Origin of the sequence: Rhizobium acaciae, assembly GCF_025941625.1 — a bacterium.
GTDB lineage: Bacteria > Pseudomonadota > Alphaproteobacteria > Rhizobiales > Rhizobiaceae > Rhizobium > Rhizobium acaciae.
In genome coordinates, this window is sequence record NZ_JAPCZO010000002.1 from 266,561 (window position 1) to 279,236 (window position 12,676).

Annotated in this window: 13 protein-coding genes; 3 read left to right on the top strand and 10 right to left on the bottom strand. The window is 62.1% G+C overall.

What is annotated here, in order from left to right:
- Positions 1-104 precede the first annotated feature (104 nt).
- The 3 genes from OLZ32_RS05010 to OLZ32_RS05020 all read left to right on the top strand — a co-directional run bounded on the left by OLZ32_RS05010 (position 105) and on the right by OLZ32_RS05020 (position 2,406).
- Positions 105-890 carry an IclR family transcriptional regulator gene (locus OLZ32_RS05010; protein WP_003548224.1) on the top strand — a complete coding sequence of 262 codons (786 nt, stop codon included), beginning with the start codon at positions 105-107 and terminating at the stop codon, positions 888-890.
- A 72-nt stretch (positions 891-962) separates the two neighbouring features.
- Positions 963-1,799 carry an amidohydrolase family protein gene (locus tag OLZ32_RS05015; RefSeq protein ID WP_264419862.1) on the top strand — a complete coding sequence of 279 codons (837 nt, stop codon included), beginning with the start codon at positions 963-965 and terminating at the stop codon, positions 1,797-1,799.
- A gap of 202 nt (positions 1,800-2,001) precedes the next feature.
- The gene (locus tag OLZ32_RS05020) at positions 2,002-2,406 is read left to right on the top strand and encodes a helix-turn-helix domain-containing protein (RefSeq protein WP_264419864.1); all 405 of its coding nucleotides are present in this window, start codon (positions 2,002-2,004) and stop codon (positions 2,404-2,406) included.
- 81 nt (positions 2,407-2,487) lie between these two features.
- Here OLZ32_RS05020 and OLZ32_RS05025 read toward each other — a convergent pair whose 3' ends face one another.
- The 10 genes from OLZ32_RS05025 to OLZ32_RS05070 form a co-directional block, all read right to left on the bottom strand.
- Positions 2,488-2,754, bottom strand: a complete 267-nt coding sequence (locus OLZ32_RS05025; protein WP_003548229.1) for a hypothetical protein — start codon at positions 2,752-2,754, stop codon at positions 2,488-2,490.
- 66 nt (positions 2,755-2,820) lie between these two features.
- On the bottom strand, positions 2,821-3,564 hold the full coding sequence (locus tag OLZ32_RS05030; protein WP_003548231.1) for a TfuA-like protein: 744 nt from the start codon (positions 3,562-3,564) through the stop codon (positions 2,821-2,823).
- Positions 3,561-4,823, bottom strand: coding sequence for a YcaO-like family protein (locus OLZ32_RS05035; protein WP_264419866.1), 1,263 nt, complete (start codon positions 4,821-4,823; stop codon positions 3,561-3,563). The genes OLZ32_RS05030 and OLZ32_RS05035 overlap by 4 nt, the downstream gene beginning before the upstream one ends.
- Before the next feature lie 13 nt (positions 4,824-4,836).
- Positions 4,837-4,980, bottom strand: coding sequence for a hypothetical protein (locus OLZ32_RS05040; RefSeq protein WP_012763602.1), 144 nt, complete (start codon positions 4,978-4,980; stop codon positions 4,837-4,839).
- A gap of 105 nt (positions 4,981-5,085) precedes the next feature.
- On the bottom strand, positions 5,086-7,077 hold the full coding sequence (locus OLZ32_RS05045) for a BTAD domain-containing putative transcriptional regulator (protein ID WP_264419868.1): 1,992 nt from the start codon (positions 7,075-7,077) through the stop codon (positions 5,086-5,088).
- A 585-nt stretch (positions 7,078-7,662) separates the two neighbouring features.
- On the bottom strand, positions 7,663-9,015 hold the full coding sequence (locus OLZ32_RS05050) for a cytosine deaminase (protein ID WP_264419870.1): 1,353 nt from the start codon (positions 9,013-9,015) through the stop codon (positions 7,663-7,665).
- A gap of 32 nt (positions 9,016-9,047) precedes the next feature.
- Complete coding sequence (locus OLZ32_RS05055) at positions 9,048-10,019, bottom strand: LysR family transcriptional regulator (protein ID WP_264419872.1); 972 nt, start codon at positions 10,017-10,019, stop codon at positions 9,048-9,050.
- Between the two features lie 2 nt (positions 10,020-10,021).
- Positions 10,022-11,017 carry an isopenicillin N synthase family dioxygenase gene (locus OLZ32_RS05060; RefSeq protein WP_264419874.1) on the bottom strand — a complete coding sequence of 332 codons (996 nt, stop codon included), beginning with the start codon at positions 11,015-11,017 and terminating at the stop codon, positions 10,022-10,024.
- An 86-nt stretch (positions 11,018-11,103) separates the two neighbouring features.
- A complete protein-coding gene (locus OLZ32_RS05065) occupies positions 11,104-11,898 on the bottom strand; it encodes an ABC transporter permease (RefSeq protein ID WP_018071608.1) in 795 nt (264 codons plus the stop codon).
- 4 nt (positions 11,899-11,902) lie between these two features.
- The gene (locus OLZ32_RS05070; RefSeq protein ID WP_264419876.1) at positions 11,903-12,676 is read right to left on the bottom strand and encodes an ABC transporter ATP-binding protein; all 774 of its coding nucleotides are present in this window, start codon (positions 12,674-12,676) and stop codon (positions 11,903-11,905) included.

Here is a 12,676-nt window from a genome sequence, read left to right on the forward strand (position 1 = left end):
CTGTTTATAGACAAACAGACGATTGGCCAAGGGTCAAGTGTGAAGTTTTCCTTTTCCGGCTGCGGTTCTGCGTATATGCAGAGCGATATTCACAGGAGGAAGGAATGGAGACCGACGAGTCCGACCGCTACCGCGCTCCTGCCCTCGACAAGGGCCTCGATATCCTGGAATTGCTCGCCGGCGTCGACAGTGGCCTGACCCAGGCAGATATCGCCAAACGGCTCGACCGCAGCCCCAACGAATTCTACCGCATGCTCGATCGCTTGGTACGCCGCGGTTACGTCACCCGGCTGGATGGCGACCGCTACTCGTTGACGCTGAAGCTCTTCGGCCTTGCGCAGCTGCACGCACCGGTGCGCCGGCTCGCCTCTTACGCCACGCCGCTGATGCGCGATCTTGCCCAGCGCACGCGCCAGGCCAATCATCTTGCCGTCTTCGATCGCGGAGCTGCCGTCGTCATCGCCCAGCAGGAGGCGCCGGATTATTGGGGATTTTCGATCCGCATCGGCGCCCATATCAGCCTCTTCGACACCGGGTCCGGGCACGTGCTGCTCGCCTTCCGCAGCGAGGAGGAGCGGGAGATGATGATCTCGGAACATGTGCGCAGCCGCGCGGACGTCGAACTCGGGCCAGAATTCTACGATCGTCTCGACCAGATCCGCGAGCGCGGCTACGAGATGATGGCGAGCGCCCAGACATCAGGCGTCTACAATCTTTCGGCTCCCGTTCTTGGACCGGACCGCCGCTGCATCGCCGCCCTCACCTGCCCCTTCATCGCGCTCGTCAATGCGCCGTCTGCTCCCGATATCACCCAGGCGATCACGCTGGTGCAGAAGGCGGCGGCCCAACTCTCACTGCTTGCCGGCGCCGATGTCGTCGCCCCTGCCTGAGGCCAAAGAATTTCTATTTGAACAATCCATTCACCAGGGATAGTTTCACGACACCATTCTGGGAGGAACAGCGTGTTCATCGACACCCATCTGCATATCATCGATCGATCGGCCCTGCCCTATCCTTGGCTCTCAGGCGCGCCTGATCTCGATCATGATTTCCTCTACGAGGCCTATGCGACCGAGGCCCGGCGCTGCGGTATCACCACGGTGCTGCATATGGAGGTCGACGTCGATCCAGCCGCCATGCAGGGCGAGACCGAACACGTCGCCAGGATCGCCAAAAGGGAAGGCAGTCTGATTGCCGGCGCCATTGTCTCCTGCCGGCCGGAAGAGCAGGGCTTTGCCGCCTATCTCGAGCGGCAAAAGGCCGATCCCTTCGTCAAGGGGTTCCGCCGCGTGCTGCATGTCGTGGCCGATGATGTCTCCGAAGGCGCCCTGTTTCGTGGAAACATCAGGCGCATCAGCGGCAGCGGCCTGACCTTCGACCTTTGCACATTGCCGCATCAGGCGAGCCGTGTGACCGCCCTCGTCGATCTTGCGCCCGACGTGCAGTTCGTGCTCGACCATTGCGGCGTGCCGGATATCCGCTCGGATGCCTTTGAGCCGTGGAGGGCCGGCATATCGGAGATCGCCCGGCGGCCGAACGTCGTCTGCAAGATTTCCGGCGTTATCGCCTATGCCGATGCGAAGACATGGACGGCGCAAACGCTGCAGCCCTATATCGAACATGTGACCGCAAGTTTCGGCTGGGACCGCGTCGTCTGGGGCAGCGACTGGCCGGTCTGCACGCTCGGTGGCGGCCTCTCTACCTGGGTCGCGGCGACCCATGCGATGCTTTCCGGCGTGAGCGAGGCGGAGCGTTCCAAGTTGCTTTTCGCTAACGCACAGCGACTCTGGTCGCTCTGACGTCACAAAATAAAGCGACCGGTCTCCTGGACGTGCCATTTCGGCATGTTTTTTGTACCATTCCGGGACAAAAAGTGCCCAATTTTCGGGTTTAACTCTATCTACATGCAAGCAATTGCTAGCCTTATTTATCTCGGCTAAAAGTTGTTGACACGGATATGGCGAATAACCCCTTGTCCGCTGCCTTCAGAAGGGAAATGAGATGAAAGAAGAACCGCATTCCGTCGATGTTCACGTCGGAAAGACGATCCGCATCCAGCGTCTGTTGAGGAAAGTTTCTCAGACGGAACTGGGCGATCGCGTGGGCGTAACGTTCCAGCAGATCCAGAAATACGAAAAGGGTTCCAACCGCGTTTCCGCCAGCATGCTGGTCGAAATCGCCGGCGCGCTCAAGGTCGATGTCAGGACGTTTTTCGACGATTTGTCGACCCCTGATACGGCCAACGACAACGCCGCTCCCAGCGAGGAATTCGTTATTTCGCGCGAAGGCGTGCTTCTCAATGCGGCGTTCTTTTCGATCAAGAACGAAGCGCTTCGCAAGAAGATCCTGAAGCTCGTCCAGGCGATTGCCGCCACCGGACAGTTGGATACTGAAGCCGCCGAATAGACCGGGTGTCCTTCACGCGCTCAGAACGGACCGCATGAGGATCAATGGCGGTTAATCGAGATCAACAGCAATCGATCGGGCTCAATGGCGATCGATCAGGATCAGATTCTCGCTGGCATCCTTCATTGCGATCTTGGCTTTGCTGCCGACCAGCTTTTCGAGATTGACGTCAAGCTCCCTGTCGGGATCTATGCCGTCCCAATCGATGACGACCTGCAGCAGCGCCATGTTCGTCAGGTGCATCAGATTACGCAGCTGAAGCTTTTCAGCCTCCTCCTTGGCTGCCGACAGCAGCCGGAAGATCCTTGCGTATTCGCTGCCGGTACCTTCGTGGTGTTGTTCAAACATCGTTCCCGCCCTCTTTGGTCGTGGAACCCTACGATTCCATCATTACTGCATCTTCCGCCGCGACCGTTATTCAAGCGTTACAGGAACCGCATTGCGCGTGACTTCAGCGTGCAGGAGCTCCCAGTGCGAGGTCGCGGCAAAGCGCCAGTCACGGTTGGCTGGGCGGAATTTGTCTCGGCGCAGCCATTCCAGCACTAGTAACGCGTCGCCGCGCTTGCGCTCGACACGGCTGCCGCGGATGGCGGCGAGGATGTGGTCGCGGCGCGGCTTGCGGAAATGGCACTCGTCGGCCACCTTGGCATAGGTGCGCTCGGAGAAATGCAGGAAACGGCCGGCCAGCAGCAGCTTCTTGCGCTCGCCGGACGAGATTTCGCCGTTGGCGTAAAGCGCATCGATGGTCGGCTCGAAATCGACCCAGGGTACGGAAAGCGGTAGCCAGCCGAGCTCCTGCGGCGCATGCACCAGCGCGACGGCCTCGTCGTCGAGCAGCCGCCCGGACTCATAATCTTCGAAGATGGAGCCGAGCCCGACCATGCCGAAGGGCGCGCATTCGGCTGCCCGCAGCGCGCCCATGCTGGCGCCGCCGGCAACGGCGACATCGTGTTCGAGTGCGTAAAGTATTTCCTTGTGCCAGACCGAAGGCAGATCGCCGAAATAGCCATCGACGAGGCCGATCGCGGTGGCGCCGTCCTGAACGGCCTTCAGGATGTCGCCGGCGGCGGCCGGCGGCCGGAAATCGATGCGAGGAGACATGGCCCTTGCCGCGGCAAGATCGCTCCCAAGGCTCGGGCCGACGAACAACACCTTCATGATTCGGCTCCTCTCATAGTGTTGACGGCGCGCAGGCCGAGCTGGATATATTGGCCTGAGATATCGACCTCCAGTCCCGGCACGACCACCCTGACGACGGAAACCGGCAGGGCCGGGTGCGGAAACGGCACGACGACGATCTGCTCGATGCCGGTCGCCGCCAGCCGGTCGGCAATATGGCCGATGGTGTCCTGGATCGTCGACGGGCGACGATCGCGGGCCTGGAACGAGCGCATCCGGCCGCTGTCCTCGCAGAGTTCGACCACCTGCTGCATCGCCGCACTCCTGTCGAGCCGCTGATAGATGCGCGGCGAGAAATCGTCGCGGCTGCCGGCAATCGCGGTCAGCCGGCTCTGCGCCGCTTCGGTGATGGCGCGCAGCGCGGCGCGCGCGGGATCGGGATGGCAGCCGCAGCCACCGCAGACATGCGACCAGCGCGCGTCGACACGGTCGGAAAGGTTGCCTGGCATGATGACGGCCAGAAAAGCGGGAACGCTGATATCCGTCGTCATGTCGAGCAGCAGCAGTTTCATGCCGGCGCGGGTAATCCGGTCGGTCATGACGTCGATGACCGCATCGCCGAAGGAGGCGGGGTCGATGCGGCTCTCCTTCAGGCGCTCGGGCGATTTCAGCTGGGTCAACGCCCAGGCGTCGCGCTCCACCAGCTCGCAAAGTCCATGCAGGACCGCCTCGGACGGCGTGTTGCCGGAGGCAAGCCCATCGCTCGACTGCTCGAAGCCCGGCGGCCTCTCGCCGCGATGGTCGAGACCGACGAGCCACCAGGGCACGAAGACGCTGCTGCCGGAAAGGATGTCGAACCCCGTGCACCAGGGAATAGGACTGCTGCCGATCTCGTCGGGCGCGCAGCGTGCGACATTGTCGAGATCGATCATCGCGGCACGCTCCGCCCGCATGCTGTCGACCGTCGCCTGCGTCAGGTCGGCGGGGGCAATTTCGGCGATCCGCGTCTCGATTGCTTCCATCGCCGCGGAGGCCATGGCGGCATCATTGTCGATACCCTTGCCCTGAAACACCGAGAGCGTATGGCTGTTCGGCCTCGTTGCGAAGGCGACGGGGATGTTCAAGACGTCGAGCGCAGTCAGCAGACCGACGCGTGTGATGCCGAATTCGCGCAGATGCGGCCTGATGGCTGCGAGGGTCTGAGCCGGCGTAACCGCGCGGTCATGATAATCGCTGACACCGGCCGATGATCGTTTAAGGTCACCGGCAAGCGTTTCAAGGTCGGTGAAAGCAGACATACCGATTTGTTCCTTAGCGGAACCTCAGCGCATGTGTCAGGCTCTCGAGCGCATTGGCGGAAACGTTGAGCTCGTCCTGCTTCATGGCTGCCTTGGCGGCTGCAGAGAAGCGCAGTGACTGTGTCTGAGCTGCGGTGGTGTCAGCATTCGTCTTCATGTTTCATCTCCGATTGGTTGGGCAGCGCCTTGCTGCCGTTAACCTTCGGAGGGAAACATTGCCTGCGTCATTTAAGCGTTACAGGCTTCATTAAAAGGCGGTGCATCAGGGAAGTCCGGCAAGTTGCAGGCCCTGTATCAGCGGTTCCGTATAGGCGGGATCGCGATCAGGGACGAAATGACGGATGTCCTCACTACGGAAATCGGGGAAGTTTTCCAACACTATCCTGGCGTAATTCCCAGCCTTTCCCGTATCGCCTGCCATGGCATGCGAGGCGGCGAGCAGACGGGCCGTTGCCTGCTTCGCCTTCACCGGTTCCAGCGCCTCGATCGCCATTTCATATTCTTCGCGCATGAAGTGGATGCCGCCGAGGTTCCAGTAATAATAGTCCGGCGGCAGCGGATTGAGTTTGAAGGCGGCGCGGCTGAGCTCCAGCGCTCGATCGAAATCGCCATCATGGGACAGCGCGTCGGCATAGTCGGCGAGGATGTCGGCGTCGTTGGGATTGAGATCCTGAGCCTGCTGGAAATATTCCAGGCTTTCGTCAAAGCGGCGGCGATAGAGCGCCACGAAGCCGAGCTCGCGGTAGGCCCGGCCGCTGTTCGGGTCGGACTGCTGCGCCTGCCGGGCAGCACCGTTTGCCTCGTCGAGCAGTTCCTTGTCCCGCATGCCGCGGATCAGCCATTCCATGCCGAGCGCGCGTGACATGCCGGCATGGGCGGCGGAGAAATGTTCATAACGATTAAGCGAGGATTTGAACCATTTGCGCGCCTGGCGCAGATGCTGCAGGTCGGTCTGGGCGATCAGCCGCTTGCCTTCCAGGTAGAGACGGTAGGCGGACGGCGGCGCCTCGCCGATCGGTATCGCCAGTTCGTGACGCTCGATCGAGTCGGCAAGCGAGGAGACGATCCGCCGCGTCAGATGCGCGAAGGATTCGCTGATCTTCTGCATGACCAGCGGCAGTTCGATGGCCCAGATCACCTCCGATGTCGTCGTTCGCGTCAGCCGGCAGGTCGCAAAGACATCCTCGTCGCGGCCCTGGATGGTGACGTAGACTGCGTAGTCGAAGCTGAGGTCGAGCGGACCGGGCACGGCACGGGACGGATCGATCGAACGGCTGAGGATCTCCAGGCTCGTATGCGCCGCGATCACCTTGAAACCGCGCTGCTGGCTGAGACCGATGGTGACGTCTTCGAGAAGGGCCCGGCCGACGCGCTCCATCACCGGATCGGTGAAAATACTTTCCGGCGGCAGGATGATGATGCGCGGCTGACCAAGCGGACTGCCGGAAAGGTTCGGCGCCGACTGAGGATATCCCGACGTCGCCTGCGCTGCCGGCACCAGGTTCAGTTCGCGGGCAAGAGCGGTGGTGCTTTCTTCCGGCTCGGTGTCGAAGTCGTCCTTCAGCTGGCTCTTGCACTTCAGATAGGCCTGACGCGCCGCTGCCGGATCGTTCATCCTGACATAGGTGCGCATCAAGGCGCGATAGGCCGTCTCGCTGGCAGGGTCGAGTTCCAGCAGGCGCCTGGCAAGCGTGACCTGATCTTCGTCCGATCTGTCTTCTGATGTCTCGACCAGCCGGGTGAGATGGGCGGAGCGCAACTCGTCGACCCGCTGGCGCTCAAAGGTCAGCCAGTCCTCGGCGCCCTGCGTCGGCGATTTGACGCCTTCGAGCAATTCGCCGTTCAGCAGGTCGCCGTCTTCGGTTGCGAGCGGCCCTTTCTGCTTCAGGATATGAACGTCGACCTCCCAGCCATCGGCAAGGCCGATATGGGTTCGGGTCGCGGCAAGCAGCGGTGGAAGGCCGGCGGGAATGCTCTGTTCGATGCGCGCCAGCAGCTGGCGCAGGCTGCCCGCGCGCTTTTCCGGCAGTTCCGATTGCCAGAGCTGCCGCCTGACGGTTTCGCGGTCGAGTTCGAAATTGGGTTCGGCGGCGAGCATGGCGAGGAGAAAATAAGACTTCTCCGGCAAGGGGAGTTCCTTCCCCGCCGCCAGCAATCTCGGTCTTCCGAGCAGGCACAGCCTGTTCGTCAGCATCTGCCGGATGTCCGTCGCATCTCGGTTCTCACCCCTGAAAGCCAAGGCGCACAAGCGCACCGGCCAGTCCAAACTATGTTAGAGCCATTAGAGGCCGGCGCATAGCGGTTTTGCTTCAAAAAGCAGAAGTTTCATCGAATATTTGCATATTCTCGTGTCACTCGCGCAGGGGATGCTTGATCAACACTGTCATCAGGATACGGTTTGCGTTACCTGACGGCAGGTTATTGAGCTATTGACGGTCCGTATTACGGGCTGTTCTCGACCAAATTGCAGCCACCGTGTAGTCCGAGCGCTTTGATGTGCTCGATCGAACGTCGGGCGAAGCGGCGCCAATCGGCCGGATTGTCGTGCCCGGTGACGATATGCTCAGCCTTTGTCTCGCGGGAAAGTGGTACAAGCATCGTAAACTTAACGATCTCACAGCGAGTCCACCCTTCGTTAAGTTGACGATGCCCATCAAAGCGATCCTGTCGGCCAGTACATCAAGCTCTACTTCTTCCTGTTCAGAAAGATCCAGGCACCAAAAGCGGCCCCAGCACCGGGAGATCTGGTATCGGCGGTCATATAGCGGACATCGGGACTGAACAGACAAGGGGACCGGCGGGCTTTGCCAGTCCCTTTTTTTGTTCCCTAGAGAGCGGCTCACGCGGTCTGGAAATCTGTGAGCATGCTGTAGGAGGGCAATGTCCTTTTGGCGAAGATCCCCTTGCGGAGGAGGACGCGGTCGGAGTGCGGACGGGCGATAACCTGGTCGAGGCTCCAGGCTTCCAGGATCATCAGGTCTGCCGGACGACCGACGCCGATCGTACCGGCGTCGATGCCCATGATGCCAGCGGGCGCCGGGCCTGCAAGAGCGGGCGCATCCCCGTAGGGGTGGTCGAGATGCAGGATGCGCACCGCTTGCCGCCAGGTGTCCAGCATGTCGTGATCGCCATAGGCAAAGAACGGATCACGACAATTGTCGCCGGCCGCGGCGACCGGAATGCCAGCCGCATGCAATTCCTGCACGGGCGTGACCCCGCGCCAGCGCGGCGTGCGGCCGTCTTCGCGATCCTGGAGGTACATGTTGACGGTTGGCAGCGTGATGATCGAGAGGCCGGCATCGGCGATCAGCGCGATCGTGTCGCGCAATTCTTGCTCGCCCTGAAGCGCAAGGGAACAGCAGTGGCCGCATGTCACGCGCCCCTCGTAACCGTGGCGGATGGCGGCACGCGCCACATGCGGCAGGGCATCGGCCTGTGCCGCCTCGTCGACATGCAGATCGACATCCAGTTCCCGTTCCTTCGCCAGCGCAAACAACCGGTCGAGCAGCAGGTCGATATCGTCGAGGCCTGACCCATGGGTGCCCCCGGAGGCGCGGGTGACGCCGCCGAGCAAGCCGCCGTGGACGGCAACGATATCGGCAAGGCGGGTGCCATAGTCGTCGCGATAGGCATCGAGCGGCACGAGGCCGGCAGCCTGCAAGGTGATGCAGCCTTTCCAACGTTCGCGCGTTTCGGCAAACGCGCTCCAGGTGATTTCCGCCTGCCCCTCGTGACTGTCGAGATGGGTGCGGATAGCGGCCACGCCATGGGCGTCGGCCGTTGCAAGAGCGAATTCCATCCGTCGCAGGAGGTCGTCGGCATTCCAGTGGGCAAGCCGGTCCGCCGTCGTCGCGGCGCGCGCGCCGGGATGCGTGCCGCCGGAATCGGGCGCACGTCCCATGATGTGGCCCTTGTCGAGATGGGCGTGCGCGTCGATCAGAAGCGGCCAGACATGGCGGCCGTGGAGCGCGACTGCATCTTCGCCACCATCGGCAAGGGCCGGCGTTATCGCAGCGATCCTGCCGTTCTCGACCAGAATATCGACGAGGGCGCAACCGTCCCGGTCCACCTCTCCGCCACCAGGCACGTCATCTCCAAGCAGCGCGACCGGGACGCGCGCCTTCGCAAGACGAATGCGCTCCTGTCTCGCCAGACGAGCGGCAAGGGTGGGAAACAGGGAAAGATCGTTCATGGTGGGTCTCTATTGGATGGGTTGCCGAGCGGTCAGCTCTGGTCGAACGAGGCGAGCAGCCGCTCCTGCGCGAATTGCATGAAATGGCTGCCGGCGGGTGAAAGCGAGCCGCGGGCGCGGTGGAGGATGTTGAGCCGTTGCAGCGAGTCGGTTCCCGTCAGCGGAATGAAGACCAGGTCGCCGGTCGCCATCTCGCGGTCGACATCGAGCCGGTTGAGGAAGGTTACGTGAGGCGTTGTCCGGGCAAGGCGCTTCATCAGTTCCATCGAATTGGTCTCGACGACGGGAACAAGGGTGGCACGCGCCGGGGCAGTCGCCTCGACGACCTCGCGCAGCGACAGCGATCGATCCGCCAGAACCAGCGGATAGAGCAGGCAATCGGACATGCGCACGGTCTTGCGGTTTGCGAGGGGATGGGCGGGCGCGACGACGGCTCCCAGCGCATGGCGGAATTCGGCGGCACGTTGCAGCCGGGTATCGTCCGGCAGGTTGTAGGCAATGGCGAGATCGGCCTGGCCGAGCGCAACCATCTCCGCAACAGTCGTCCGGTCGCCGACCATGATCCGCAGGCTGACCTGCGGATGTTTTTCTCGGTAGGCGGCAACGATCTCGGCAACCCGGCCCGCAGCGAGCGTTGCCATGGTCGCTAGCACCACCTCGCCGCGATTGAGCCCCTTGAGGGACTGGATCTGCGCCCGCATCCGCTGATGCGCCTGCAGTGTCTCGCGAATGTGCTGGATGAGGATCTCGCCGGAACTCGTCAATTTCAGGCCGCGCGGCAGGCGCTCGAAAATGGGTGCCTGCAGCTCTTCCTCAAGCTCCAGGATATAGCGGTTCACCGCAGAGGCGGCGACATGCAATGTCTTTGCCGCCTTGCGGATGGAGCCCTGTCGGGCCACCTCGTCGATATAACGCAGCGCGCGTCCATGAAGCATGATGGGTCCGTTGCCTGACGGGAGTCGGATTGACTGTTCCACGATGTCACCGCAACGGACCATCTTCAACGTTACTTCTTGGCGAAATTGGCGTTGATGCGCCGGGTCAGGTATTCGCCGGCGGTGATCGCCTCGTATTTGCCGAGCGGACCCTGCATGACGGCATCGCGGTTTGCCTGGCAGAAGAAGGGCAGTGACAGTCGGCGGCCCATGTACTCATTCTCGCGCGGCATGCGCACCCGGTGCAGCGTCGACTGCAGCTGGTCGTCCGACCAGCGCATCAGCATGTCGCCAATGTTGCAGGTGATGTAGCCCTTGCGCGGCGGAACATCCGTCCATTCCTTCAGGGCTGCATCCTTGCCCGGGCACACCTGGAGCCCGCCTTCGCCCTCCTTCTGGTGAAGGATGGTCAAGCAATCGAAGTCCGAATGCGCGCCGGCACGCCACGACGTGAAGTCTTCCGGCTTGGCGCCTTCCATCGACATGTAATGGATGAGGCGCAGCGTCGATTGATACTGGTCCGAAGACGGGTCATGCGCCTTGGTGAAGAAATCCTCGGCAAAGCCCATCTTCAGCGCAAAGCAGGAGAGGATGCGCATGCCGAGCTCCCAGTTCTGTCGCTCGAAGCGGAGCATCTTTTCCCGGAAGCCCGGAAGATCGTCTTCGCTCGGCCACAGGTTGAGGCGGATCATGTCCGGCCGGGTGAGCTGGAAGCTCTCCTTGTTATCTGGAGTACCGGTGGAGGGGCGGACCTGCGCCTTGAATTCCCAGCCGGCATTGATGCCCTTCGGCATTGGGGTTTTCGCCTTAACCTCCGCCGGCAGTGCGAAAAATGTCCAGGCCGTTTCGAAGGCAGCGTCGATATCGTCCTGGGCGATACCGTGATTGTAGACCTGGAAGAAACCGATATCGACCGAGGCCTGCCAGAGTGCATCAACGATCTCGTGCTTGCGGTTGTCGAAGTCAGAAAGGTCGATGACGGGGATTTCCCGGTCAACGGTCGTGCCCATGCCGCCGATAGTCGCTTCCTTGGCGAGTTCCGCGAGGGTGTCTGTCTGGATATTCATATCATTCTCCTTACGTGAATGCCGGCGAACCGACGGTTGAGGAGCAATGTCCGGGCAAGGCCCGACTGCTTCTACTCCGGATGGGTTCAGCCGTTTTTCGGCAGGCTCCAGGGAAAGAGGAGCTTCTGCGTCAGGACCACGGCCTGAAACAGCAAGAGCGACATGGCGGCGAGCACCAGCAAGCCGGCCCAGGCCTGTGGTAGCTTGAACAGGGAGGTCGACAGCTGGATGAAATAGCCGACGCCGGCTTCGGATGCGCAGAACTCCGCAACCACGGCGCCGATGACGGCAAGCGTGATCGAGATTTTCAGCGCCGAGAAGATGTAGGGCACTGCAAACGGCAGACGTATCTGGGTGATCTCGCGGAAGCCCGAGGCGCGCAGGCTTCGCGACAGCTCGATCAGCTCCGGCGGGGTTGCCGCAAGGCCCGTTGCGGTGGAGACGACAAGCGGAAAGAAGGTGATGAGACAGGTGATAACGATGCGTGGCGCATCGCCCGCCCCGAGCACGACGATGATGATCGGCGCAATCGCCACCACCGGCGTCGACTGCACTACGACGAGCAGCGGATAGAGCGTTCGCGACAGGAATGGCGATCGCATCATGACCACCGCGAGTGGAATGGCGATCACGATGGACATCGCATAACCGATCAGCGCCACCCGCAACGTCGCGGCGATGTGACCCATCCAGCGCTCGAAGCCGATGGAGGAGAACGAGCCGAGGATCGCGCTTGGCGGCGGCAGCAGATAGGTCGGGATCGACAGGAGCCGCGCCGCCGCTTCCCATAGCAGCACCGTGCCGATCAGGGCCGCGGCGGTCGTGATGCCCGGCAACGCCAGCAGCTGCTTTAGGAGCGCGACCGGCGTACGGCTCTGCATGGCCTCACGCCGCGTGACGGGTGAGGAGGAGATCGCGGAGGTAATTGGAGAGGTCATGGATCGCCTTGTCCTTTGCAGTTTCAGGGCCGCGTGGCCGGCCGACGGGAACGGTGACTTCAGTCAGGATCGAGCCCGGACGTCCGGTCATCACCAAAACGCGGTCGGACAGAAGCGCCGCCTCGCTGACGGAGTGGGTGATGAAGACCACGGTCTTCGGACGTTCGGAGAAGATGCGCAGCAGATCGAAGCCCATCACCTCGCGCGTCAGGGCATCCAGCGCCGAGAAGGGTTCGTCCATCAGCAGGATATCCGGGTCCATCAGCAGCGCGCGGGCGATGCCGACACGCTGCTGCATGCCGCCGGACAGTTCGTCCGGCAGGCGTTTCTCGAAGCCGGCAAGCCCGACCATGCTCAGCAATTCACCCGCCCGCCCGCGCTCCTCTGCCGTTACCCGGCCGGTCTTGTGGCGGGCGGGAAACACGACATTGTCTTCGACAGTCGCCCAGGGAAGCAGCGTCGGCTTCTGGAAGACGATCCCGATGTCGTCACGCGGGGCCGTCACCGGCAGAGCGAAGACGTCTACCGAGCCGGAGGTCGGCTTCAACAGGCCGGCGATCATGCGCAGCAGGGTCGATTTCCCGCAGCCCGAAGGGCCGAGGATCGAGACAAACTCATGCCGGGCCACATCGAAACTGACGTCGCGCAGCGCTTCCGTGCGCCCGGACCGGGTTTCGAAAACCTGTCCAAGCCTGTCGAAGCGGATAGCGGGCATCGCCAT